The following is a 25,879-nucleotide window of genomic DNA, read 5'->3' as shown; positions in this document are numbered from 1 at the left end:
GCAGCCGGGTAAGGGAGGATCGGCACCAGCCCACACCGCAGGATCATGACCAGCTCTTTCCCCCGCACGGTGCTGCTGCTCGGCAGTGGTGAACTGGGCAAGGAGGTGGCGATCGCGGCCCAGCGCCTGGGCTGCCGCGTGGTGGCGGTGGACCGCTATCCCGGCGCCCCGGCGATGCAGGTGGCCGACCACGCCGAAGTGGTGGCGATGACAGACGCCGATGCCCTGCGCCGGGTGGTGCGCGCCCACCGGCCGGATCTGGTGATCCCGGAAATCGAAGCCCTGGCGGTGGACGCCCTGGCGGAGCTGGAGGCCGAGGGCATCACCGTGATTCCCACGGCCAGGGCCACGGCCATGACCATGAACCGCGACCGGATTCGCGATCTGGCCGCCACGCAGCTGGGGCTGCGCACGGCCCGCTTCGCCTACGCCGAGAGCGCCGAGGAGCTGGCCGCCGCCGCCGAGCCGCTCGGCTGGCCCGTGGTGGTGAAGCCGGTGATGAGCTCCTCCGGCAAGGGGCAGAGCGTGGTGCGAGAGCCAGAGCAGATCGCGGCGGCCTGGGACGCCGCCCAGGCCGGCGCACGCGGCACGGGCACCAGGGTGATCGTGGAGGAGTTTCTCCACTTCGCGCTGGAGATCACCCTGCTCACCGTGAAGCAGTGGCAGGGTCCCACCCTGTTCTGCCCTCCGATCGGTCACATCCAGGAACGGGGCGACTATCAGTGCAGCTGGCAGCCCGCGGCCATCGGCGCAGGCGCCCTGGCCCAGGCGACTGCCATGGCCCAGCGGGTCACCGACAACCTGGGGGGAGCGGGGCTGTTCGGGGTGGAGTTCTTTCTCTGCCGCCGGGCGGACGGGAACGGCAACGCAGAGCTGGAGGTGGTGTTCTCCGAGCTGTCCCCCCGCCCCCACGACACCGGCCTGGTGACCCTGATCGGGCAGAACCTGAGTGAATTCGAGCTGCACCTGCGGGCCGTGCTGGGGCTGCCGATCCCGGCGATCGAGAGCCTGGGGCCCGCAGCCAGCCGGGTGATCCTGGCGGATCGCGACCTGGAGGCCGTGGCTTACACGGGAGTGGCGCAAGCCCTGGTGGAGCCAGGCACCCAGGTGCTGCTGTTCGGCAAGCCCACGGCGCGCCCCCATCGCCGCATGGGGGTGGCCCTGGCCCGCGGCAGCAGTGTGGAGGCGGCCCGCCAAGGCGCGGACCGGGCCGCCAGCCAGGTGAACGTTGTGGCCGGCTGACCCTGGTGCAACGGGCTTGGGCCCCTTATGGTGCGCGCGACAGGAGCATCATGAGCCAGGCCCAACAGGTTCCCCCACACCACGAAGCCAGGGAACCAGGCCGCCTCACGGTGCTTGGCCAGCGGCGCCGCGGCGTTGGGACGCCAAAGGAGGGCACGCCTGGCCGTCGCCGCAGGCTGCCGCTGATTCCCTTCAGCGTGGGCCTCGCCTGCGGTGTGGCGATGGCTGGACCTCTGCCAGGGCTGCTGAGCCAGGCCCTGGGCCCCTGGCTGAACGCTCCGAAGGAGCAGCTGGCCACGATCGTGAACCCGTTTGCCAATGGCAACCGCCAGGTGTTGGTGCTCGGCACCGACCGGGTGGCCGACAATACCGATGTGATGTTCATCCTGCAGGTGAAGGATGGCAGCACCCAGCTGACCCAGGTGCCTCGCGACACCTTCGTGGAATCCGAGGACCTGGGGGTGATCAAGGCCAACGCCCTCTACGCCTTCGGTGGCATCGACACCACCAAGCGGGAGCTGGGGCGGCTGCTCGATCGCCCGGTGGAGCGCTACCTGCGGGTGAACCTGAGGGCCGTGGAACGCCTGGCCGAGGCGCTCGGTGGCATCGAGGTGGATGTGCCCAAGCGGATGTACTACATCGACAACGCCCAGGGCCTCTACATCGACCTCTATCCCGGACCCCAGTTGCTCAGGGGCGAGAGCCTGGAGGGCTTCCTGCGCTACCGGAACGATGAACTGGGCGACCTGGGCCGGATGCAGCGGCAGAAACTGGTGCTCTCCGAGGTGTTTCGCAAGCTGATTCAACCCAGTGGCTTTTCCCGGGTGCCGGAACTGGCGGAGATCGCCGGCGATGACATCCAGACCGACCTGTCGCTGATCGAGATGGGTCAGCTCGTGTCTGCCATGGCTGCCACCCCAAGCCTGACCTCAGCCCAGGTGCCGGGTCGCCTGTTCTGGCACAACGACCTGAGCTACTGGATGCCCGACAGCAATGTGAATTACCCGGCCCCGGTTGACGACTTGCCAAGCCACAGCCTGGACGACTTCCCCAGCCACACCCTCTCAGAGCGCAGCAGCGCCAGCGGGCAGGGCGCCTACGACAACCCTGCATTTTAGGTTCCGCGGCCTGGGCCCAGCAGGCTCCCCTCAGGGGGTGGGGCTCGGCATCAGGATCAGCGGGATGTCGGTGTTGCCCCAGCCTCCAGGCCCCAGCAGGGGGGGCGCCTGGAGTGCTGGCTTCGCCGCTGCACCGGCCGCAAAGGCAGCATCGCTCCAGGCCAGCACCAGGCCGCGCAGCGGACCACCGTTGCCGCCAGCCTCAGCCCGCAGATTGAAGTGATCGCCGCCGTCGGCCGCCACGAGCTGATGGCCGAACCGCAGCACCGGGGGAACCAGATCCAGTGCTTCCGGATCCGGGGGCACCACCCAGTCACGGCTGCCGGTCACCACCAGGGCCCTGGCCTGCATCCCTGCCCCGGCGCCGTAGTCGAAGAGCAGGCTGGCGGGGGCGCTCACCGCCATCACCGCGATCACCCGCGGATCCGCGAGACTCGCCTGATCGGCGGAGCTGAGAAAGCTGCACTGCAGCACCCAGCTGATGTTGCGCTCCGGATCGCCGAGGTCGTCGCAGCGCTCCAGCAGCAACCTGGAACTGGGTTGCGTGCCGGCCAGCTGCAGGGCCGTGGTGGCCCCCCAGGAATGGCCCAGCACCACCACCCTGGAGGCTTCCATGCCATCGATCACCGCCGAGACATCCAGAGGCCGCAGCCGCAGCTCTTCGGGCCCCGGAGGGGGCGTCTGACCCGAGAGCATCGCCTTCTGCTGCGTGGCGTCGCTGCCGGGGTGGTTCGGCAGGGCCACGCTGTAGCCATGGCTGGCGAGATGGGAGGCCCAGCCCTCGAAGGCCTCCGGACTGTCCCAGAGGCCATGGGAGATCACCACCACGCGGCCATTGGCCCCCGAGCTGGGCTCCACGAGCACCACCTCCAGCGGCGTGTCGCGGTGGGGTGCGGCCATGGTGCGCACACTGCGCCGCACCGGTCGGGATCCAGGGGCGCTGCGTGCCGGCGCCACGCTGGCCGCTGGAACGCTCTCCACCAGGGCCCGGGCCTGGCTCTGCTGCCGGGTCAGCCGCTGCAGACTGGCCACGGCGCCCGGGAGATCCACGGTGACCGACTCGCCGGGGATGGCCCGCAGCAGCGTGTAGAGGGTGATCTGGCCGTCGGTGCTGGCCCGGTTCAGCACCTCGGTGAGCTCCTGCCCAGAGGCGTCGAGCGGCAGTCCATCCACCTGGCCGAGGGCCGAGGCTGCCAGCAACACCTGCTGAAGCAGGGGCGATCCGGCGGCCTGGCTCACCACGTCGCGGGTCTGCACCGGCAACGGCGTGTCGAAGATGGCCCGCATCTGCCGGTCCACGGCCCCATTGGTGGCACGGTTCAGTTCAGCCAGGTCGCTGGTGCCGGCCCAGAAACGTTCAGGATTCTCGAATTCGCTGAGCCGCACGGTGAAACCGAAGTCGATCAAAGGCAGCTGCAGCACCACCTCGTCGATGGCCCGGGCGGGGGCTGCCCCGAGCAGCAGGGGGAGGGAGGCCAGGGCTGGCAGAAAACGGCGCAACATCGTGGAGTGGGGGGAGCCGTCAGACGATTCCTGAGGGTGGGCTGGATGGAGTCCTGATGCTGGTCAGGAGGCAGCATCCTGGCCGATCCTCTGCTGGGGAGCCGTTACCGCAGCCCCTCAGCAACAACCGAACAGGGTCGCTTCCACCTGCTGGAAACTCGCATAGGTGTCGTCGCGGCTGACGCCGCTGAGGGCGAGGGACACGGTCTCACGCAGGGGATGGCAGGTCACCGCGAGACTGATCGCCTGCTGGGCATGGTCCACGTGGTAGCTGGCACTGCAGCCATCGTCGGCGTAGAGGGTTTCCGGATCCCGGGTGAAGCCGAGCTCACGGGCCAGGCAGGCGATACCAGTGAGGGAGGCCACCAGATCGGCAGAGGAGCGGATCGCTGCGGTGTAGACCCAGGGGGCCGGTTGCAGCTCAGCCTGGGCATCGAGAATCAGGCTGTCGGCCAGTGATCTGACCAGAGCACGCATGGCTGATCGACTCGACTTGTGATCCTCTCCAGCCTAGGGGAAACCACTACCCGTGGGGAAGGCAGCCTGACCTTGCCACAGATCTGGTGGTGGCAGCGGGGCTGACTGAGCGGGGGCTGGCTCAGGCAGCCCCGGCACACGCCGCCCGGGCCTCGGCTGGATGCTGGGCCAGCACATGGCGCAGGTAGTGCCCCGTGTGACTGGTGGGGTGCTCCGCCACCTGCTCCGGGGTGCCGCACACCACGATGGAGCCACCGCGGTCGCCGCCTTCGGGACCGAGGTCAATCACCCAGTCGGCGCAGCGGATCACATCGAGGTTGTGCTCGATCACCAGGATCGAGTTGCCCTTGTCCACCAGCCGCTGCATCACCTCCATCAGCTTGTGCACGTCGTAGAAGCTGAGACCCGTGGTGGGCTCATCGATCAGATAGAGGGTCTTGCCGGTGGCCCGCCGCGAGAGCTCGGTGGCCAGCTTCACCCGCTGGGCCTCGCCCCCTGAAAGGGTGGGGGCCGGCTGCCCCAGCTTCACGTAGCCCAGGCCCACATCCACCAGGGTGCGCAGGCGATCGGCCGCCTGGGGGATGGCGCTGAACACCTCGGCGGCCTGCTCCACCGTCATCTGCAGCACCTCGGCGATGGTGTGGCCCTTGTACGTCACCTGCAGGGTCTCGCGGTTGTAGCGGGCGCCCTTGCACACGTCGCACTGCACATAGACATCAGGCAGGAAATTCATCTCGATCACGTTCACCCCCTGGCCGCTGCAGGCCTCGCAGCGGCCACCCTTGACGTTGAAGCTGAACTGACCCACCTGATAGCCGCGGGCCTTGGCCTCCACGGTGGCGGCGAACACCTGGCGGATCGGATCGAAGGCACCCGTGTACGTGGCCGGGTTGGAGCGGGGCGTGCGGCCGATCGGGCTCTGGTCGATCACGATCACCTTGTCGATCGCCTTGATGCCCCGCAACTCGGCCAGGCCGGCGGGGAACGGCACCTTGAGGCCGAGCTTGTGCTCCAGGGCGGGGTGCAGCAGCTCGTTCACCAGGGTGCTCTTGCCGCTGCCACTCACGCCGGTGACGCACACCAGCCGGCCCAGGGGCACATCCACGCAAAAACCATCGAGGTTGTTGCGCTCGCAGCCCACCAGAGCGATGCGGCGGGAGCCCCCCTGGCGGCGCTCGGCGGGTGTGGGAATCGCACGGCGCCCACTGAGGTAGGCCCCGGTGAGGGAATCGGGGGCCTCCAGCAGGTCCTGGAGCTGGCCTTCCGCCACGATCCTGCCGCCGTGGACACCGGCGCCGGGGCCGATGTCCACGAGGTGGTCAGCGGCACGGATCGTGTCCTCGTCGTGCTCCACCACGATCAGGGTGTTGCCGAGGTCACGCAGCTTCAGCAGGGTGGCCAGCAGGCGGTCGTTGTCCCGTTGGTGCAGGCCGATGCTGGGCTCATCCAGCACATAGAGCACCCCGGTGAGACCGGCACCGATCTGGGTGGCCAGACGGATCCGCTGGGCCTCGCCCCCGGAGAGGGTCATAGCCGGGCGATCGAGGCTGAGGTAGTCGAGCCCCACATCGAGCAGGAACTTCAGCCGCATGCGGATCTCCCGCAGCACCAGATCGCCGATCTGGATCTGCCGCGGACTGAGCAGCGGCTCCGCCCCCTCGCTCTCACCAACGCCCATCAGCTGCTCGATGCGGCGCAGGCTCTCCCCCACGCTGCTGCTGGTGAGCTCATGGATCCGGAACGGCCCCACCCTCACCGCCAGGGCCTCGGGCTTCAGGCGCAGACCATGGCAACTGGCGCAGGGCACGAGTTCCAGGTACTTCTCCAGCTTCTGGCGCACCGCCTCACCGCTGGCGTCACGCAGCTGGCGCTCCAGGATCGGCAGGATCCCCTCGAACGGCCGCTCATAGGCCTGGGCCTTGCGGTAGCGGCTGTCCGCCTGGATGGCAATCGGCTCCTTTGAGCCGTGCAGCAGCACCGTCTGCTGCTCCTCGCTGAGCTGGTTCCAGGGGGTCTTGATCTCGAAGCCGAAGGCCTCCCCCACGGAGTAGAGCAGGGAGAAGTAATAGGCGTTGTCCTTCTCGGCCCAGGGGGCCACGGCGGCATACACCGGCAGGGAGGGATCGGGAATCACCCGCTGGGCCGTGAACGTGCGCAGATGGCCGATGCCGTGGCAGTCGGGGCAGGCGCCATAGGGGCTGTTGAAGGAGAACAGCCGCGGTGAGAGCTCCTCCATCACGGCGCCGTGCACCGGGCAGGCGAAGTTCTCCGAGTAGAGCCGTTCCCTCTCCACCCCATCCGGCAGCTCTTCGCCGGTCTTGGGCACCACCTCCACCAGGGCCAGACCATCGCCGCGCTTGAGGGCCGTGCGCAGGGAGTCGTTGAGCCGCTCCTCGATGCCCTCGCGGGCCACCAGGCGATCCACCACCACCTCGATGTGATGGGCGTGGTTCTTGTCGAGCTCGATGTTGTCGGCCAGCTCGCGCACTTCGCCGTTGATGCGCACCCGGGCAAAGCCCTCGGCCACCAGGCCCCCCAGCAACTTCACGTGGGTGCCCTTCTTGCCCCGCACCACCGGCGCCAGCAGCTGGTAGCGGGTGCCTTCAGGCAGGGCCAGGATCTGGTCCACCATCTCGTCGATCGACTGGGGCCGGATCGAGCGGTCGCACTCCGGGCAGTGGGGTTCGCCGGCGCGGCCGTAGAGCAGACGCAGGTAGTCCTGGATCTCCGTGACCGTGCCCACCGTGGAGCGGGGGTTGTGGCTGGTGGATTTCTGGTCGATCGAGATCGCCGGTGACAGGCCCTCGATGGCATCCACATCGGGCTTGTCCACCTGGCCCAGGAACTGGCGGGCATAGGCGGAGAGGCTCTCCACGTAGCGGCGCTGGCCCTCGGCGAAGATCGTGTCGAAGGCCAGGGAGCTCTTGCCGCTGCCGCTCACGCCGGTGAACACCACCAGGCGGTTGCGCGGGATGGTGAGATCGACGTTGCGGAGGTTGTGCTGGCGGGCGCCCCGCACCCGGATCACATCCTCCAGAGTGCCGCCGCCCTGAAGCGCCTGGAGTGCGGCCTTCTCGTTCAGCTTGGTGGCCGTAGCGGCACTCTTGGCACGGGGCATGCGGCAGCCTGGAGAACGTCGGATTCTAGAAGCGACGCCCTCGCCGCAACGCCGGCGGCCTCAGCGGTCAGCCACCGCTTCGTAGCCCCGGGGCAGCATGTTCCAGTCGGGGCTGTAGACGTGCAGGCGCCGGGTCGGCTGGCCCTGATGCTCGAACAGCAGCTCGGCGTGGGCCCAGGCCATGGCACTGCCGGCCAGATTGCGCACCTGGAAGCCCTGCTGCTGCAGCTGCTGACCGTACAGACCGCTGCGCAGCCCGATCGTGCAGTAGGGCACCACCAGGCTGGAGCGGTGGCGTTGGGGGTTGGCCTCGAACTCCTCCTGGCTGATGGCGCCGGGCAGGGTGGACACCTGGCGCTCCTTCGGTTCGCGTACATCCACCAGCACCAGGGGGCGTCCTGCAGCGCGCCACTCCTGCACCTGGGCGGGGGTGATGTCAGGCACGGCGGCAAACTGCATCAGGCGCAGGCTCTGGTAGCGACCTTCAAGGCTGAGGGCCTGGCGGGCATCGTGGCCGCAGCCGGCCAGCACCAGCACGCTCAACGCCGCCAGGGCCGGGGCCAGCAGGTCGAGGCGTGCCATGGGGGAGCTCCGGTTCAGGTGGCGGCCACGACGGGACGGCGCTGCATCACCTCCGCCACCAGCTCCTCGCTGCGCTGCCACAGCCGCTGCCGCTGGCTGGCGTCGAGGGCGGCCGGGGCCACCCGCACCGCCGTGGGCCAGCCCCGCATGCCGCCCCACTGGTCGGGGCCGTAGTGGCCGCCAGGGCTGGCATCGGCCGCGGTGGCGGCATAGAGCTGGGGGAGGGCGCCCATGGCCGCACTCTGGAACAGGGGGCCCATCAGCCGGTAGGCCAGCGGCTCGATCCGCGAGCCACTGGCCGCCACCGAGGCGGGCTGCAGATTGGTGCGGGCCACGCCGGGGTGGGCCGCCAGGGAGATCACCTCCGAGCCCTCCGCCTCAAGCCGCTGCTGCAGTTCGAGGGCAAACATCACGTTGGCGAGCTTGCTCTGGCCGTAGGCCTGCCAGCGGTCGTAGTGCTGCTCGCCCTGCAGGTCGTCGAAGGCGATGCGACCGAAGTACTGGGCACCGGAGGTGACCGTGACCACCCGGGCATCCCGCTGGGCCCGCATCAGCGGCAGCAGCCTCTGGGTGAGGGCGAAGTGGCCGAGGTGATTGGTGCCGAACTGGAGCTCGAGGCCATCGTGGCTGAGGCTGCGGGGCAGGCCCATCACGCCAGCGTTGTTGATCAGCAGATCCAGGCGCCCGTAGCGCTCGCCCAGCTGCTCAGCCGCCGCGGCCACGGCGTGCAGATCGGCAAGGTCAAGGCAGAGCACGTCCACGGCCCCGCCCTCGGCCACCGCGGGCAGCAACTCCTGCCGGGCGCGCTCGGCCCGGGCACTGGAACGGCAACCGAGCACCACCAGAGCCCCCCGGGCCAGCAGGGCCCGGGCCGTCTCCAGGCCCAGGCCACTGCTGGCACCCGTCACCAGGGCAACGCGACCCGACTGGTCCGGGATGTCAGTGGCGGTCCAGGGCATGGGGGCCGGCGGGCAAAGCACAAATGTAAAGAATTTCCAGAGGCGGGCGCCGACTCGGGCCCTCAGCCTTCGCTGCCGCGCTGCGCGGCACTGCCTTGCTGCAGCAGGCTCGCCGCGTAACTGCGGGCCTCACCGCCCTCCCCGCCGGCCAGTTCCGCCAGTTCCGCCTGGCGGGCCTGAGTGTCCCGCAGAAGGGACACCCGGGTGTGGGTCATGCCGGCCACCACCTCCTTGGACACCTGGAAGTGGTGGTCTGCAGCCGCTGCCACCAGGGGTTGGTGGGTGACGCAGAACACCTGCCGCTGGCGGGCCAGGCGCCGCAGCAGGGAGGCCATGGCACCGCTGACCCGGCCGCTGACGCCGCTGTCGATCTCATCGAACAGCAGGGTGACGTGGGCATCGGCCGCCGCCAGGCAGGTTTTGAGCGCCAGCAGAAAACGACTCATCTCCCCCCCGGAGGCCACCTCCGCCAGGGGTGCCAGGGGCTGGCCCGGGTTGGCGGAGAACAGAAACTGCACGCGGTCGGCACCGGCCTCACCGGGTTCGGCGGCCTCAATCGCCGCGCTGAAGCGCACGTTGGCCAGCCCCATCGGCCGCAGGGCCTCGAGCATCTCGCCATCGAGGCTGGCCGCAGCCCGGCGCCGCTCCTCGCTCAGCGCCCGGTGGGCGGCATCGCGGCGGCGGCGCGCCTCCAGCTCCCGGGCCTCCAACGCCTCCAGGGAGCTGCCCCGGCCCGAGGGGGAGAGCAGTTCGCCCAGGCGATCGCGCAGGGCGATCAATCCTTCCAGGTCCTGCCCATGGCGGCGTTCGAGACTCTTGAGCGCGTGGATGCGGCTCTGGAGGGTGGCCAGGCTGGCCGGATCGCTCTCCAGCAAACCGCCATAGCGATCGAGGTCACGCACCAGCTCCTGGGTGAGCAGCAGCAGCTCCGCCGCCCGGCCGCGCAGCTCGGCGAGAGAGCCATCGCACTGCTCCATCGCCTGCCACTCCGGCTCACAGGACGCCAGGTGATCCAGCACGGAAGGGGCGCCCTCAGCGCCCTCGAGCAGCCGGCCCAGCAGGGTCATCACGCCCTCCTGCAGCCGCACTCCATGGGCCAGTCGGTCCTGTTCCCTCTCGAGGCGCTGGCGCTCGGTTGGATCCTCGAGGCCAGCCGCCTCCAGCTCGGCCAGGCACGCCTGCTGGCCCGCTCGCTGTTGCTGCTGCTGCTCGGCGGCCTGCCGCGCCAGCTCCAGGGCCGTGAGGGCCTGCTTCCAGTCACGCCAGGCCGTGGCTGCGGCCGCCAGGGTCTGCTGCAGGCTCGGGCCGCCGAAACGGTCGAGCCAGCGCCGTTGCTGACCAGGACGGGCCAGCTGCTGGGTCTGGCCCTGCACGGTGAGGTCGAGCAGCAGGGGGCGCAGCTCCTGCAACTGGGAGCGGTTGATGGCCACACCGTTGAGCCGGTGGCGGCTGCTGAGCCTCCCCTCGCTCCAGCGCCACTCTCTGGCCAGCACGATCTCGTCCTCGTCGGCCTCCTCCAGCTCCTGGGCCGCCAGCCAGAGCTCGAGGGGAGGGGAGAGTGAAAAGCAGGCCTCGATGCGGGCCCGGGTCGAGCCGGAGCGCAGCAGCCGCGTGGCCGAGCCGCCAGGGGAACCCCCCAGCAGGGCATCGAGGGCATCGAGCAGAATCGACTTTCCGGCACCGGTTTCACCGGTGAGCACGGTGAGGCCGGAGCTGAAGCCAAGCTCGAGCTGCTCAATCAGGGCGATGTTCTCCAGGCGCAGGGCCGTGAGCACGCAGCCTCCGTGGATGGCACCGAAGAGCCGGCACCCAGTGAAGGCCCCGACCGTAGCGGCTGGTTCAGTGCTTTAGAAGGGGAACAGATTTCGCGGCAGTCGGCGGCCATGGTGAGCAGTCGCCCGGACACGGTGCAAGGGCCTCCCGAACCGGTGGGCATGCGGTCGGATCCAGCGGGCCCTGCCCCGGAGATCACGCCACCCCCCACCGCCATCGAACAGGCGGCAGCGGCCATGCGCCAGGCGGTGCAGGCCGACCCGGAACCGGGCCCGGAGGGGCTGGCGGCATCCACGGGCGAGCTCAGCGATTTCATCGAGGCCGCCGGGCTGCTCACCTACGACCCGGCCACGATCAGCCGCATCTACGCCGGCCATCCCCAGCGGCTGATCCGACGCCTGCTGCAGACGCTTGTGCCCATCGGCCTGTTTCTGGCCGGGGTGGGGATCGACTGGCTGCTGGGACGGCTGAGGAATCTTGAGGTGGCCCGCTCCCGAGCCAGTGAAGCCGCCGACCTGATCGCCTCCCTGGGGCCAGCCTTCATCAAGGCCGGCCAGGCCCTCTCCACCCGGCCCGACATCGTGCCGCCGCTGTTGCTCGAGGAGCTGGCCCAGCTCCAGGATCAGCTGCCCGGCTTTGACTCGGCCCTGGCCATGGCCTGCATCGAGGACGACCTCGGCGCTCCTGTGCACACCATCTACGCCCAGCTGGAACGGGAGCCGATCTCGGCGGCGTCCCTGGGCCAGGTGCACCGCGGCACCCTGCACAGCGGTGAGCGCGTGGCCGTGAAAGTGCAGCGTCCTGGGCTGCGGGAGCAGATCACGCTCGATCTCTACATCGTGCGCAATATTGCCGCCTGGATCAACCGCAATGTGGGTCTGATCCGCAGCGATCTGGTGGCCTTGATCGACGAGCTCGGCCAGCGGGTGTTCGAGGAAATGGATTACTGCAATGAAGCCAGCAATGCCGAGCGCTTCGCCAAGCTCCATCGTCACAATCCGCGTATCGCGGTACCCCGCATCTACCACCAGGCCACCAGCCGCAGGGTGCTCACGATGGAGTGGATCGACGGCGTGAAGCTCACCAACCTGGAGGCGGTGCGCAGCATCGGCATGGACCCCGATGACATGGTGGAGGTGGGTGTGAACTGCAGCTTGCAGCAGTTGCTGGAGCATGGTTTCTTCCACGCTGATCCCCATCCCGGCAACCTGTTGGCCCTGGCGGATGGGCGCCTCGCCTACCTGGATTTCGGCATGATGAGTTCGGTGAGTCGGGAAGCTCGAACCGGCCTGATTCAGGCCGTGGTGCATCTTGTGAATCGAAACTTCGGCAAGCTCTCCCAGGATTTTGTCAGCCTTGGCTTTCTGGCTGAGGATGTCAATCTCGAGCCAATTGTGCCCGCCTTTGAGGGCGTGTTCGGCCAGGCGATTGAGATGGGAGTCAGCCGTATGGATTTCAAGGCTGTCACCGACGATCTCTCCGGTGTGATGTACAAGTTCCCGTTTCGGGTTCCTCCCTACTACGCCCTGATCATCCGCTCACTGGTGACCCTTGAAGGCATCGCTCTGAGCGTGGATCCCGACTTCAAAATTCTCGGTGCCGCCTACCCCTACTTCGCCCGGCGACTGATGGAGGATCCCGATCCCCAGCTGCGCAGCAGCCTCAAGGAGATGCTCTTCGATGGTGAGATCTTCCGTTGGCAACGGCTCGACAATCTCATCGCCAGCGCCTCGCGGGGAGCCAGCCTCGATCTCGACGGCCTGATCGATCAGGTGCTCGACTTTCTGTTCTCCCCCCATGGCGGCCTGCTGCGCCAGCAACTGGTGGATGCCGTCGTGCAGCGCATCGATGGCCTGGCCTGGCAGGCCACCCTGCGGCTGGGCCAGCGGCTGCCCCCCCGGTTTCAACCGCCCGGGGTGCGAGAGCGGCCCAGCCCCACGGCGGAGGAACCCCTGCTCGACCTTGAGCCGGTGCGTCAGTTGGCGGCGATCCTGCAATCCGTTCCCGGCTTCGAACCCCAGCTGCTGCTGAAGCGCCTTCCCAGAGTGCTGGGCGAGCCTGAGCTGAGGCGCATGGGCCTGGATGTGGCCCGAGGGCTGGCGGAGCGGGGCGTGGTGAGGCTGGTGCGCGACGTGATGGTGCCTCCCGGCCTACCAGGCCGCACCAGGCCCCAGGCCGCTCCGCTGAAAATGGCCTGAGCTGACCGCAGTTGCCCTGACTCCTACGCTGGGGCCATGCCATCAAGAGCACTTCGCCAAAGGCTTCTGGGTGCCCTGCTGGGCCTGGGTCTGAGCCTGTCGTCCCCAGCCCTGCTGGCGGCTGAGAACATCGTCTTTGTGAGCGGCGCCTTCCGTCGCTCCCTGCCGGTGGCTGATCTGCAGCACCTGGCCAGCACCGGAGAGGCCAGAGGCCTGCTGGCCGACGTGCTGCGCTTCAGCAACCAGAACCCCGAACAGGTCGCGACCCTGCTGAACCAGTCGCTGCCGCTGCCGATCACCCTGGTGAGCCGGCTGCTCAACACCCGCATCGGCGAGGCTCTGCTGGAGCGCCTGGCCCAGGTGGTGTTTCCGCTGCGCGCCGCCAACCAGGGGATTCCCGCCCTGCGCTCCGCCCTGATCCTGGGGTTGGCCAATGGTGATGGCTCCATCTCCGCCATCTCCTTCCTGGAGGCCTATCCCACCCAGGAGCTGCAGGTGAACATTCCTGCCCTGCTGGCCGTGATGGAGAAGGCCAGCTCGATCACCGAGCTGGTGCGCTTCTTCTCCGAATCCCCCCTGGACGGCCTGCGCAACAACGCCCCTGCAGCGGAAGGCAGCGCTCCGGCACCCACATCTGAGCCGTAGATTCAGCCCAGCCACCCCCTGCCCCCTTGCCCCTGCTCCAATCGCTGCGTCGCCTGGGCTGGGGGCCTGGCTCCGGCCGCCGGTCGATGCAGGACTGGCCAGGGCTGATCGAGGCCTACCGCTCCTGGTTGCCGGTGAGCGAGGCCACACCGGTGATCACCCTGCGGGAGGGAGCCACCCCCCTGATTCCAAGCCAGGCCCTGGCCAGCCGCATCGGACGGGGCGTGCGCGTGTTTCTCAAATACGACGGCCTCAACCCCACCGGCTCCTTCAAGGACCGGGGCATGACGATGGCCATTTCGAAGGCCAAGGAGGCCGGCTCTGAGGCCGTGATCTGTGCCAGCACCGGCAACACCTCGGCGGCCGCCGCGGCCTATGCGCGCCGTGGCGGCATGCGCGCCTTCGTGCTGATCCCCGATGGCTACGTGGCCCAGGGAAAGCTGGCCCAGGCCCTGCTCTACGGGGCCCAGGTGATCGCCATCCAGGGCAATTTCGACCGGGCCCTGGCGATCGTGCAGGACGTGGCCAACCAGTACCCGGTGACCCTGGTCAATTCGGTCAACCCCTACCGGTTACAGGGCCAGAAGACAGCCGCCTTTGAGGTGGTGGATGCCCTGGGCGAAGCCCCCGACTGGCTGTGCATCCCCGTGGGCAATGCGGGCAACATCACCGCCTACTGGATGGGCTTCCAGGAGTACCGGCAGGCCGGCCTGAGCAGCAAGTTGCCGCGCATGCTCGGCTTCCAGGCGGCCGGATCGGCGCCCTTGGTGCTTGGCCACACAGTGGAGCAGCCCGACACCATCGCCACGGCGATCCGGATCGGCAATCCGGTGAACCGCGACAACGCCCTGCGGGTGGAGGCCGAAAGCGGTGGTGGCTTCATGGCCGTCACCGACGCCGAGATCATCGACGCGTACAAACTTCTTGGCAGCGAAGAAGGCGTGTTCTGTGAACCCGCCAGCGCTGCCTCGGTGGCCGGTCTGCTCAAGCGCCGGGCCGAAGTGCCGGCGGGCGCCACCGTGGTGTGTGTGCTCACGGGCAACGGCCTCAAGGATCCCGCCACAGCGATCGAGAACAACGATGCCCCGTTCCACACCGGCCTGGAGGCCGATACGGCAAAGGTGGCCGAAGTGATGGGGTTCTGAGAGGCCGTGGTCCAAAGGCGCCCTGCGGGCGTCGGTTCGCCCCTGCTCTGCGGGGGCTTTGTCATGGCCTGCCAACAGCAGATCTTGCGCAGCCATTCCAAAAAGTGCCTGCGGAAAGGCAGCGGAAAGGCCGCTGTTGCCGGGGGAGGGGCTGGGGGCTGGGCGCAGCAGGTCGTGAGCGTCGATTTCCCCAGACCCGGGAAAGTGTGGAAAAGGCAATCTGTTCCGCAGACCCGCTGCGGTTCTCCTCCCTGTTCAGATCGCGACTCTGCTGTTGCTGCAGGCTGATCGGCAGGATTTCCGCCGTTTCCACAGGCTCTACGACGACGGGTTGCTCTTGCTTCTAATGATCTGATCTGTTCAGAGAAGTCGGCAGACCAGCGCCGGATCCCCGCCGTTGCGCAATCAGCCGCGCTGTGGAACCGTGGAGCCTCCCGTCAGACCGTCCTCCGGCACGGCACCGCATCGCCATGAAGCTGGTCTGCTCCCAGACAGAACTCAGCGGCAGCCTTCAGCTGGTCAGTCGTGCCGTCGCCACGCGGCCGACCCATCCCGTGCTGGCCAACGTGCTGCTCACCGCAGACGCCGGCACCGGCCGCCTCAGCCTCACCGGCTACGACCTCAGCCTTGGCATCCAGACCAGCATGGCGGCCGAGGTGGAAACGAGCGGCGCCATCACTCTGCCGGCCAGGCTGTTCGCCGAGATCGTCTCGCGCCTGTCGGCCGATGGCCCGATCACGATCACCTGCCCGGACCAGGCCGATCTCGTGGATCTGATCAGCCTCTCGGGCACCTATCAGATGCGCGGCATGCCCGCTGATGACTTCCCCGATCTGCCACTGGTGCAGAGCGGCGAGCCGCTGCGCCTGGAGGCCGAGGCCCTGGCTCAGGGGCTCAGGGCCACCCTGTTCGCCAGCAGTGGCGATGAGGCCAAGCAGATGCTCACCGGCGTGCACCTGCGGCTCGATGGACAGGGCCTTGAGTGCGCCGCCACCGATGGTCACCGGCTGTCGGTGCTGCGCCTGGCCCACGCCGCCATCGGTGAGCCCTTCGCGGTCACCGTGCCCTCCCGCTCCCTGCGCGAGCTGGAGCGCCTGCTCTCCAGCCGCCACTCCCAGGATCCGCTCAGCCTGTTCTGTGAGCACGGCCAGGTGGTGTTTCTCTGGGCAGACCAGGTGCTCACCAGCCGCAGCCTCGACGGCACGTACCCCAACTACCCCCAGTTGATCCCCGAGGCGTTCACGCGACGCATCGGCATTGATCGTCGCGCCCTGATCGCCGCCCTGGAGCGGGTGGCCGTGCTGGCCGACCCGCACAACAACGTGGTGAAGATCACGGCCGATCCCACCAGCGGCACGCTGCAGGTGCAGGCCGACGCCCAGGACGTGGGCCGGGGTTCGGAGTCCTTGCCGGCCACGATCGAGGGCGAGGGGCTGCAGATTGCCTTCAACGTGCGCTATCTGCTGGAAGGTCTCAAGGCGATTGGCTCCGATCAGGTGGACCTGCACTGCAACGCCCCCACCACCCCGGCGGTGCTACGGCCCCGCGAGGCTTCGGACTTCACCTACCTGGTGATGCCGGTGCAGATCCGCAGCTGAGCAGCGTGGGGCTCCCCGATCAGCTTCTGCTCAGTGATCTGCTGCGGCGCCGGGTGCGCTGCCAGGAGGGTTTGGAGCGGGGCGCCGGCGTGATGGTGTGGATGCACCCGCCGGTGCACCGGGTGCTGGGTTGGGTCAGCCGTCCGTCCGCCTTCGGCTCGCGTCGCCTGGTCTGGCGTCTCGACCAGTTGAGGGGGCTGCTCGAGTTGGAGGTGCTGGTGAAGGGGGAACCCGCCGAGACCGACCAGGAGACCCTGGAGCGGCTGCCCACGCTGATCGATGCCTCCCTGCTCGATAGCAGGCGCGAGCCGATCGGCACCCTGGCCGATGCCGCCATCGAGCTGGCCAGCGGCCGGATCCTTCACTACCTGGTGAGCCGCAGTGATCCGCGCTTGCCGGGCAGCAGCCGCTGGCGCCTGAGCCCGGAGCGGATCGTGGACCAGCAGCCCGGCCAGGTGTTCACGGCCCTGCAGGGTCTCGATGACCTGCCCCTGGCCCGGGCCAGCGTGCGGCAGCAGTTCCTGCGGCGCTCCAGGCGCTGGCGGGATCAGATGCAGGAGGAAACCACTCGCTTGCGCGACCAGTTCCAGCAGGTGGGCGATCGCGTCGAACAGCGGGTGGAGGGCTGGCTGGAGGAGCCCCCCTGGGGTGAAGGCCCGCAAGCGCCGGATCTGCGCCGCGCCGCGGATTGGGATCCTGGCTGGGACGAGGACTGGGACCCGGGCCTGGAGCCGACCCGGCGGCAGCCGGTCGACTTCCAGGACCAGCCCGCCGAAGCGCCCCTGGAGCCCTGGGAAGAGCCCTGGCAGGAGGAGCCCAGCGAGGCCATGGAGGAGGAGCAGGACGGACCGCCGCTGCCCCGGTCTTCAAGGCGCCGCCGGCCTGCGTCCAGGCATGCGGAGCAGGAGCAGCAAGAGGATCCCTGGGGCTGATCAGGGGGAGCTCGGCCGCTCAGCCACACTGGCAGTTCCTGATCCGCTCCGGCTGTGGTTGCTGCCCTCCACGATCCGGCTCCCGACTTCCCCCTCGCCGAGGCCCTGCGCAAGGAGAACCTCAGCCAGGCCGACTACGAGGAGATCTGCCGCCGCCTCGGCCGCGCCCCCAACCGCGCCGAGCTGGGCATGTTCGGCGTGATGTGGTCGGAGCACTGCTGCTACCGCAACTCGCGGCCGCTGCTGCAGGGCTTCCCCACCAGCGGCCCGCGCATCCTGGTGGGCCCGGGTGAGAACGCCGGCGTGGTGGATCTGGGCGAGGGTCAGCGCCTGGCCTTCAAGATCGAGAGCCACAACCACCCCTCGGCCGTGGAGCCGTTCCAGGGGGCCGCCACCGGCGTGGGCGGCATCCTGCGCGACATCTTCACCATGGGCGCCCGGCCGATCGCCCTGCTCAACGCCCTGCGCTTCGGGCCCCTCGAGGACGAGCGCAACGTGGGCCTGATGGAGGGCGTGGTGGCCGGCATCGCCCACTACGGCAACTGCGTGGGCGTGCCCACGGTGGGCGGCGAGGTGGCCTTCGACCCCAGCTACTCCGGCAATCCGCTGGTGAACGCCATGGCCCTGGGGCTGATGGAAACCGACGAGATCGTCTGCTCCGGCGCTGAGGGGGTGGGCTACCCGGTGGTCTACGTGGGCAGCACCACCGGCCGCGACGGCATGGGAGGCGCCAGCTTCGCCTCAGCCGAGCTCACCGAGGCCTCCCTCGACGACCGCCCCGCCGTGCAGGTGGGCGATCCCTTCCTGGAGAAGGGGTTGATCGAGGCCTGCCTGGAGGCCTTTCAGAGTGGTGATGTGGTGGCCGCCCAGGACATGGGCGCCGCCGGCCTCACCTGCAGCTGCTCGGAGATGGCGGCCAAGGGGGGCCTGGGCATCGAGCTCGATCTCGATCGCGTGCCGGCCCGCGAGAGCGGCATGAGCGCCTACGAGTTTCTGCTCAGCGAATCCCAGGAGCGCATGCTCTTCGTGGTGAAGCCCGAGCGCGAGCAGGCGCTGATGGCCCGCTTCACCCGCTGGGGGCTGCAGGCGGCGGTGGTGGGCCGGGTGCTGCAGGAGAACGTGGTGCGGGTGCTGCAGCACGGCCGGGTGGCCGCCGAGGTGCCCGCCAGCGCCCTGGCCGAGGACACGCCGATCAACCAGCACGACCTGCTGGCCGAACCCCCTGAGCCGATCCAGGCTCACTGGCGCTGGAGCGAGGACCAGCTGCCCGAGGCCAGCGCCGCCGGCATCACGCCTGCCGCCGGCCCCAACGCTGCCGCCCGCCTGAGCTGGAACGCGGTGCTGCTGGCCCTGCTCGATGACCCCAGCATCGCTTCCAAGCGCTGGGTGTACCGCCAGTACGACCAGCAGGTGCAGGCCAACACGGTGGTGACGCCCGGAGCCGCCGACGCGGCGGTGCTGCGTCTGCGGCCCCAACAGGGGGAGGGGGCCATGCAGCGGGCCAGCCGCGGCGTGGCGGCCGTGGTGGATTGCCCCAACCGCTGGGTGGCCCTCGACCCCGAGCGCGGTGCCATGGCGGCGGTGGCCGAAGCCGCCCGCAACCTCAGCTGCGTGGGTGCCGAGCCCCTGGCCATCACCGACAACCTCAACTTCCCCTCCCCCGACACCGCCACGGGCTACTGGCAGCTGGCCATGGCCTGCCGCGGCCTCTCGGAGGCCTGCCGCGCCCTCGACACGCCCGTCACCGGGGGCAACGTGTCGCTCTACAACGAGACCAGGCTCCCCGACGGCCGCATGCAGCCGATCCACCCCACGCCCGTGGTGGGCATGGTGGGCCTGGTGCATGACCTCAGCCGGATCTGTGGCCTGGGCTGGCGCCAGCCTGGCGATGCCATCTGGCTGCTGGGCCTGCCGATCGGGCAGCAGGAGCATGGCGGGAAGGCAGACGAGCGCTTCGGGCTGGCGGGCAGCAGCTACCTGGCCACGATCCACGGCCAGATCACCGGTCGCCCGCCCCTGGTGGATCTGCCCCTGGAGCAGCGCGTCCAGTCCTTCCTGCGCCAGGCGATTGCAGCCCAGCTGGTGACGGCCGCCCACGACCTCAGCGATGGCGGCCTGGCGGTGGCGCTGGCCGAGAGCTGCATCGCCTCCGGCCTTGGTGCTGGCCTGGACCTGCCCGCCAGCAGCCACAGGATTGATCGCCTCCTGTTTGCCGAGGGCGGCGCCAGGGTGCTGGTGGGGGTGCCGGCCTGCCACGCTGGAGCCTGGCAGCAGGCCCTGGTCCAGGCGGGGGATGACCTGCCGGCCCAACGGCTGGGGAGCGTCGAGGCCACGCCCCAGCTGCAGATCAGCCTGGCTGGCCACTCCCTGCTGGACGTGCCGGTCAGCGCCCTGGCGCAGCAGTTCGAGCAGGCCATTCCCCGCCGCATGGGTGTGGATCTGCCCCCCACCAGTTGAGCGGTGTGGTCGTGCAGAATGCGACGACGACCTCTGTGACAGTGGGCTTGTGGCGGTGAAGCATCCGGAGCCCGCCCCGTCCATCGCGTCCCCCGACGAGCGCTCTGACAAGCCCGAAGAGGCCTGCGGTGTGTACGCCGTGCTGGCTCCGGGTCAGCAGGTGGCCAACCTCACCTACTTCGGTCTCTATGCCCTGCAGCACAGGGGGCAGGAGTCGGCGGGGATTGCCGTGTTCGATGACGACCAGCAGGTGCGTCTGCACAAGGACATGGGCCTGGTGAGCCAGGTGTTTGATCAGGACGTGCTGGAGCGCATGCCCGGCCACCTGGCGATCGGCCATAACCGCTACTCCACCACCGGCAGCAGCAAGGTGTGCAATGCCCAGCCCGTGGTGCTCAACACCCGGCTGGGTCCCTTTGCTCTCGCCCACAACGGCAACCTCGTGAATGCCTCCCAGCTGCGCGAAGACCTGCGTGAGATTGCCAGCGAACTCACCTCCACCACCGATTCGGAGCTGATCGCCTTTGCCGTGCAGCGGGCCGTGAACCGTGGGCTCGACTGGGATCCCGCCATCCGCGAAGCGGCGGGTCTCTGCCGTGGGGCCTTCAGCCTGGTGATCGGCACCGCCGGCTCCCTGTTTGCCCTGCGCGATGGCCATGGCATCCGCCCGCTGGTGTTCGGCCACCTCGGTGAACCCGGCGACGGCCAGTGGGTGGTGAGCAGCGAGAGCTGCGGGCTGGACATCATCGGCGCCAGCTTCGAAGACGACGTGCAGCCAGGCGAGATCATCCACTACCTGCAGGGGGAGGCCGAGCCGCGGCGCAGCCTCTGGTGTGACGAACCCGCCAAATTGTGCGTGTTCGAGATGATCTATTTCGCCCGCCCCGACAGCCGCTTCTTCGGTGAATCGCTCTACAGCTACCGGGTGCGCATCGGCAAAGTGCTGGCCCGCGAAACCCCCGTGGCGGCCGACATCGTGATCGGCGTGCCCGACTCGGGCATTCCGGCGGCGATCGGCTACTCCCAGATCACCGGGATCCCCTATGCCGATGGCCTGATCAAGAACCGCTATGTGGGGCGCACCTTCATCCAGCCCACCCAGGCGATGCGCGAGGCCGGCATCCGTGTGAAGCTCAATCCCCTGCCCGATGTGCTGGCAGGCCAGCGGGTGGTGGTGATCGACGACTCGATCGTGCGTGGCACCACCAGCCGCAAGCTGGTGGCCGCCCTGCGCGATGCCGGTGCCAGCGAAGTGCACATGCGGATCAGCTCACCGGCCGTCACCCACCCCTGCTTCTACGGCATCGACACCGACAGCCAGGACCACTTGATCGCCGCCCGGCTCACCCTCGAGGAGATCACGGCCCACCTGGGCGTGGACTCGCTCGCCTACCTGAGCCAGGAGGGCATGGTGGAGGCCGCCCAGGCCAACTCCTCCCACTTCTGCACCGCCTGCTTCGATGGCAACTATCCGATTGCCATGGACGACGACGTGCGCTCCAGCAAGCTGATGCTCGAGCCCGCCGGCATCGCCGCAAGCCTGCGCTGAGCCCCCTTGCTCAGCCCAGCAGGGGCACGAGGGCCTGCAAGGTTTCGGTTGGACGCATCGGCAGGGGTTCCCCAGGGGCACTGCTGGCGTCTTCCAGCCTGAGGTTCCCAGGGATGAAGCGGCTGCTGCGGCCCTCGCCCACCAGCACGGCCACCACCTTGCTGCGGTCGTCGCAGACGGCCACCAGGGCATCGCCCCGCTGGCTGAAGCGCAGGCCGATCTGGCCCAGATCGCCCCGCTGACAGCGCCTCAGGCTCTGCACCGCCAGCCGCTTGATCAGGCCACAGCGGCTGGCCAGCAGCACGGATCCGTCTCCGGCCAGGCAGCTGGCCCCCACCACCTGCTCGTCCGGCAGCAGCCGCAGCAGCACCGGCCCCTGGGCGGCCCGGCCCATCAGCGGCACATCCGCTTCCTGCACCAGCAGCCGCAGCATCCGGCCCGTGCTGCTCGCCACCACCAGATCCTCCCCTTCCCGGCAGAGCACCGCCTGCTGCAGGTGCACGCCGTCCTTGAGTTTGAGCACCGTGGCGGCGCGGCCGGAGAGTTCCTGGAAGGCGTCGAGGGGGAGTCGCTTGAAGCGGCCGTCGCTGCTCAGCAGTCCGATGCTCAGGGGCTGCTCCGGGTTGTCCTGCGGCAGCGGCAGCAACTGCAACACCGTGGCGCCATCGAGGCTGTCGGGCAGGAACCGCTCCAGCGGGCCGGGCTGCTGGCCGGCGAACTCCCAGCGCAGCAGGGCCACCCGTCCGTCGGTGGTGAAGGCGAGTACCGGCGGCTGGCCGGTCACGGCCAGCACCAGCTGTCCGGGGGCGGGATGGTCGCCCAGCGCGATCGCCTCATCGAGGTGAAGCCGCCCCAGCACCTGGGGCGTCACGATTTTCACCGCCCCATCGGCCTGCACCACCAGCCGGCTGTCCGGCGGCAGGGCCTCAAGGGCCTGCTGGCGCTGCAGCTCCGCATTGGGTCTGGCCGCGGCGGCCCGCTGGGCCACCAGGTCGTCGCCGCCCTCCACCAGACGGGTGCGGCGGGGTGTGGCGAAGCGCGCCTTGAGGGCCTTGAACTCCGTCACCATCGCCTTGAGCAGGCTGGTGCGGTCGTCGAGCAGGTGGCGCAGCCGGGTGCGCTCCTCCAGCAGATCCTGGGCTTCCTTGTGCAGGCTCTCCTGCTCCAGGCCGGTGAGGCGGCGCAGGGGCATGGCCAGCACGGCGTCGGCCTGGCGCTCGCTCAGGTCGAGCCGCACCTGCAGGCTGGCGCGGGCGCTGGCGGCATCGGGCGCCGCCGTGATCATGGCGATCACCTCCTGCAGGGCAGCCAGGGCCTTGCGCAGACCCTCCACCACCTCCAGGCGGTCTTCGCAGCGGCGCAGGGCGTGGCGGGTGCGGCGCAGCAGGGTGAGTTCCCGGTAGTCCAGGAACTCCTGCAGCATCCGCCGCAGGCTCAGCTGCACCGGCTGGCCGTTCACCAGGGCCAGCAGGATGGCGCCGAAGTTGCTCTGCAGGGCCGTGCGCCGCTGCAGTTCTCCCAGCACGTTGTCGGCGCTGGCGTCGCGGCGCAGCTCCACCACCACCCGCATGCCGTCCCGGTCGCTCTCGTCGCGGATGTCGGCGATGCCGCCGATCTTGCCGTCGTTCACCTGCTCGGCCAGCTTCTCGATCCAGCCGGCCTTGCTCAGCTGGTAGGGCAGCTCGGTGATCACCACGGCACTGCGCCGGTGCCGTCCCTTGCCGGGCTGCACCTCTTCGATGTGGGCCACCCCTCGCATCGGAATGCTGCCCCGACCGACCCGGTAGGTGTCCCGCACGCCGCTGCTCATCAGCACCTCCCCTCCCGTGGGGAAGTCGGGCCCGGGCACCAGGGCCAGCAGCTCCTCCTCGCTCAGATCGGGTTTGCGGATCATGGCCACCAGGGCATCCACCACCTCGCCGAGGTTGTGGGGAGGGATGTTGGTGGCCATGCCCACGGCGATGCCGGTGCAGCCGTTCAGCAACAGGAACGGCAGCTGGGCCGGCAGCACGGTGGGCTCCTGCTGGGAGCCGTCGAAGTTGGAGGCGAAATCGACGGTGTCGTTGCCGATCTCATCCAGCAGGCCCTCGTTGGCGATCGGGGCCAGCCGCGTTTCGGTGTAGCGCATGGCGGCCGGCGGATCGTCGTCCACCGAGCCGAAGTTGCCGTGGCCATCGAGCAGCGGATGGCGGCTGGCAAAGGTCTGCACCAGGCGCACCAGGCGTCGTAGACCGCCTGGTCGCCGTGGGGGTGGTACTTGCCGAGCACGTCGCCCACGACGCGGGCGCACTTGCGGTAGGGGCGGTCGGGCGTGAGCCCGAGCTCATGCATCGCGAACAGAATGCGCCGCTGCACGGGCTTGAGGCCATCGCGGACGTCGGGCAGGGCCCGCCCCACGATCACGCTCATGGCGTATTCCAGATACGAGCGCTGCATCTCCTGATGCAGGGCGATCGGCTGGATGCGGCCCGCCCAGCCGGATCCGCCGTTGCCTTCGTTGCCGCGCTCCTCGGCCATCCGCTGCTGAAGTCTGGGGGCGAGAGGTGGGGCTCAGCCTACCGATCAGCTGCCATGGGGGATTGCGGTGCTCAAGACGGCCGCCACCCCTGCCGACGGCTGATCCGATGGCTCAGAGGTCGAGGCCATCCTCCGGGCTGGCATTGGCCATGGCGCGGTCAACCTGGGCCTTGAGCTCCTGCTGCTCGAACAGCTGCTGGGTGGTGGTGCGCAGCTTCGGTCCCCACAGCTGCTCCTTCTGATAGCTGTCCAGCACGTAGTTGGGTTCGAGGTCCAGGGCCTTGCCGGCCCGCTCCAGGGCTTCGCTGCGGGCTTCACCGCCCCGCCGGAACAGGCTGGCGGCCAGGGCCAGGTTGGGTTCAGCGGCGTCGGGTTTGATCCGCAGCACCCGCCGCCAGCGGCTGATCGCCTCCTCCACGTTGCCCTGCTCGTAGAGCACCAGGGCCTGGTTGTTGATGGCTTCCCAGAAGTCCTTGCGCAGGCCACTGGCCCGCTCGAAGGCCTTCAGCGCCTGGGAGGGCTGGTTCAGCAGAATGTGGGCGTTGCCGAGGTCGAAATAGGCGCTGGCGTTGCGGCTGTCCAGCCGCAGGCCCTGCTCCAGCAGGCCGATCGCCTGCTCAGGACGGCTATCGCGCAGGGCCAGGGAGCCCTCAGCGAACCAGATGCCAGCGTTGTTCGGGTCGAGATCCTTGGCCCTGGCCAGGGAGACAGCCGCCTCCTGGCGCTGGTTGCTGCGCAGCTGGGCTTCCGCCAGCAGCATCCAGCCGCGCGGATCGGCCGGTAGCAGCTGCACCGTCAGGGCGGCCAGTCGGGCGGCGTCTTCGGCCTGGCCCAGCCGCAGCAGCCTGGCGGCCGCCTGGGCAATGCCCAGGCCCGCGCCCTGAAGCTCCGTGGGATTGGGAACGTAGGTGTAGGGAACCAGGGCCTGGGCCGGGAGCGTCTGGCTGAGGGTCAGTCCCAGGGCAACGCGTGCAAGGGCGCGCAGCCAGCGCGAACTCATTGACGTGGATCAAGGCTCTTCCACCCTAGGCAGTGGCTTCCGAACCGGTTCAGGCTCCGGCCGCCCCAGGGCCGCCCGCAGGTTGCGCCGCCACATCCAGGGCTTGATCCGCCGCAGTGCCGAAGCACGCAGATGTTCATCCCATGCCGCGTCGCTCCATTCCAAGGCATCGGCCGAGAGGCTGAGCCACCAGGGCCGCGGCGCCAGATCGGGATCGCTTGAGCTCTCGAGGGGCTGCTGGTTCCAGGGGCAGGCCTCCTGACAGATGTCGCAGCCGGCCACCCAGCCCTGCAGTTGCCCGGCAATCCCGGCGGGCAACTGGGGCTCACGGCTCTCGATCGTGTGGAAGGCGATGCAGCGCCGGCTGTCCACCACGAAGGGTTCCCGGATCGCGCCGGTGGGGCAGGCCGGCAGACAGCGGCTGCAACTGCCGCAGAGGGGCACGGCCGGCCGGTCCGGCGGCAACGCCACAGTGGTGAGCAGGTGACCGAGCAGCAGCCAGGAGCCCTTACGGCGGTGGATCAGGTTGCCGTGCTTGCCGATCCAGCCCAGGCCGGCTTCCTCCGCCCAGGCCTTGTCCATCAGCGGCGCGCTGTCCACACAGGCGTGCCAGCGGCAGCCGGGAACTTCGGCCTCCAGCCAACGGCCCAGCTGCCGCAGGCGGCCATCGATCACCCGGTGGTAGTCCCGACCCCAGCCGTAGCGGGCCACCTTCAAGGCGCCGCGGGGCCGCTCCGCGGCGACGTGATAGTTCAGCCCCACCGCCAGCAGGCTGCGCACACCAGGAAGCAGCGCCTCCGCAGCACGGCGGCGCGGATCGGCCATCCAGGCCATCGACGCCTGGTCTCCCTGCTGCAACCAACGCACCAGGGCGGCGCTGCGCAATTCCATTCGCGGCCCTCCCGGTACGGCGGCCACCCCCACGGGATCGAATCCCAGAGCCAGGGCCCGCTGCTTCAGCGCCTCCACCAGATTGGCCGGATCGACCGTCGGCTCTGGATTGCGGCCACGGCCGAAGCGGGCGCTCTGGGTGCCGCTCGGCATCGCCCGTACAGTTGCCACGCAA

General features: G+C 69.2%; 17 protein-coding genes and 1 pseudogene. 9 read left to right on the top strand and 9 right to left on the bottom strand.

What is annotated here, in order from left to right; translation table 11 throughout:
* Nucleotides 1-45: 45 nt before the first annotated feature.
* Both purT and IQ220_RS12965 read left to right on the top strand, forming a co-directional pair.
* Nucleotides 46-1,242, top strand: a complete 1,197-nt coding sequence (gene purT, locus IQ220_RS12970; protein WP_193915456.1) for a formate-dependent phosphoribosylglycinamide formyltransferase — start codon at nt 46-48, stop codon at nt 1,240-1,242.
* A 50-nt stretch (nt 1,243-1,292) separates the two neighbouring features.
* Nucleotides 1,293-2,360, top strand: a complete 1,068-nt coding sequence (locus IQ220_RS12965; RefSeq protein WP_193915454.1) for an LCP family protein — start codon at nt 1,293-1,295, stop codon at nt 2,358-2,360.
* A gap of 30 nt (nt 2,361-2,390) precedes the next feature.
* Here IQ220_RS12965 and IQ220_RS12960 read toward each other — a convergent pair whose 3' ends face one another.
* The 6 genes from IQ220_RS12960 to recN form a co-directional block, all read right to left on the bottom strand.
* Nucleotides 2,391-3,863, bottom strand: a complete 1,473-nt coding sequence (locus tag IQ220_RS12960) for an alpha/beta fold hydrolase (RefSeq protein WP_193915451.1) — start codon at nt 3,861-3,863, stop codon at nt 2,391-2,393.
* A 117-nt stretch (nt 3,864-3,980) separates the two neighbouring features.
* On the bottom strand, nt 3,981-4,340 hold the full coding sequence (locus IQ220_RS12955; RefSeq protein ID WP_186697843.1) for a hypothetical protein: 360 nt from the start codon (nt 4,338-4,340) through the stop codon (nt 3,981-3,983).
* A gap of 121 nt (nt 4,341-4,461) precedes the next feature.
* A complete protein-coding gene (uvrA, locus tag IQ220_RS12950; protein WP_225875705.1) occupies nt 4,462-7,458 on the bottom strand; it encodes an excinuclease ABC subunit UvrA in 2,997 nt (998 codons plus the stop codon).
* A gap of 60 nt (nt 7,459-7,518) precedes the next feature.
* On the bottom strand, nt 7,519-8,040 hold the full coding sequence (locus tag IQ220_RS12945) for a rhodanese-like domain-containing protein (protein WP_193915448.1): 522 nt from the start codon (nt 8,038-8,040) through the stop codon (nt 7,519-7,521).
* A 14-nt stretch (nt 8,041-8,054) separates the two neighbouring features.
* Nucleotides 8,055-8,999, bottom strand: a complete 945-nt coding sequence (locus tag IQ220_RS12940) for an oxidoreductase (RefSeq protein ID WP_193915445.1) — start codon at nt 8,997-8,999, stop codon at nt 8,055-8,057.
* Nucleotides 9,000-9,061: 62 nt separating this feature from the next.
* Nucleotides 9,062-10,774, bottom strand: coding sequence for a DNA repair protein RecN (gene recN, locus IQ220_RS12935; protein ID WP_193915442.1), 1,713 nt, complete (start codon nt 10,772-10,774; stop codon nt 9,062-9,064).
* Nucleotides 10,775-11,008: 234 nt separating this feature from the next.
* On the opposite strand from recN, the gene IQ220_RS12930 reads away from it, so the two are divergent.
* From IQ220_RS12930 to purF, 7 genes are all read left to right on the top strand, one after another.
* Nucleotides 11,009-12,970, top strand: coding sequence for an AarF/ABC1/UbiB kinase family protein (locus IQ220_RS12930; RefSeq protein WP_186700880.1), 1,962 nt, complete (start codon nt 11,009-11,011; stop codon nt 12,968-12,970).
* Between the two features lie 36 nt (nt 12,971-13,006).
* Nucleotides 13,007-13,615 (top strand): alpha/beta hydrolase, encoded by a 609-nt coding sequence (locus tag IQ220_RS12925; RefSeq protein WP_186697850.1) that lies wholly within the window; start codon nt 13,007-13,009, stop codon nt 13,613-13,615.
* An 86-nt stretch (nt 13,616-13,701) separates the two neighbouring features.
* Nucleotides 13,702-14,760, top strand: coding sequence for a threonine synthase (gene thrC, locus IQ220_RS12920; protein WP_193915630.1), 1,059 nt, complete (start codon nt 13,702-13,704; stop codon nt 14,758-14,760).
* Nucleotides 14,761-15,230: 470 nt separating this feature from the next.
* Nucleotides 15,231-16,358, top strand: a complete 1,128-nt coding sequence (dnaN, locus tag IQ220_RS12915) for a DNA polymerase III subunit beta (RefSeq protein WP_186697852.1) — start codon at nt 15,231-15,233, stop codon at nt 16,356-16,358.
* Nucleotides 16,359-16,363: 5 nt separating this feature from the next.
* Entirely contained in the window at nt 16,364-17,290 is a 927-nt protein-coding gene (locus IQ220_RS12910; protein WP_186697854.1) for an RNA methyltransferase, read from the top strand.
* 54 nt (nt 17,291-17,344) lie between these two features.
* Nucleotides 17,345-19,747: a phosphoribosylformylglycinamidine synthase subunit PurL gene (purL, locus tag IQ220_RS12905; protein WP_186697856.1), complete on the top strand. Its 2,403-nt coding sequence runs from the start codon at nt 17,345-17,347 to the stop codon at nt 19,745-19,747.
* Between the two features lie 55 nt (nt 19,748-19,802).
* On the top strand, nt 19,803-21,296 hold the full coding sequence (gene purF / locus IQ220_RS12900) for an amidophosphoribosyltransferase (protein WP_225875707.1): 1,494 nt from the start codon (nt 19,803-19,805) through the stop codon (nt 21,294-21,296).
* 10 nt (nt 21,297-21,306) lie between these two features.
* Here purF and IQ220_RS12895 read toward each other — a convergent pair.
* From IQ220_RS12895 to queG, 3 genes and pseudogenes are all read right to left on the bottom strand, one after another.
* Nucleotides 21,307-23,813, bottom strand: a pseudogene (locus tag IQ220_RS12895) (DNA topoisomerase (ATP-hydrolyzing) subunit A).
* 112 nt (nt 23,814-23,925) lie between these two features.
* Nucleotides 23,926-24,813 carry a tetratricopeptide repeat protein gene (locus IQ220_RS12890; protein WP_193915439.1) on the bottom strand — a complete coding sequence of 296 codons (888 nt, stop codon included), beginning with the start codon at nt 24,811-24,813 and terminating at the stop codon, nt 23,926-23,928.
* A 9-nt stretch (nt 24,814-24,822) separates the two neighbouring features.
* Nucleotides 24,823-25,857 (bottom strand): tRNA epoxyqueuosine(34) reductase QueG, encoded by a 1,035-nt coding sequence (gene queG, locus IQ220_RS12885; protein ID WP_193915436.1) that lies wholly within the window; start codon nt 25,855-25,857, stop codon nt 24,823-24,825.
* Nucleotides 25,858-25,879: the final 22 nt, after the last annotated feature.

The sequence above is a fragment of the Cyanobium sp. LEGE 06113 genome (assembly GCF_015207615.1).
This window is presented reverse-complemented; position numbering and strand designations above follow the sequence as displayed.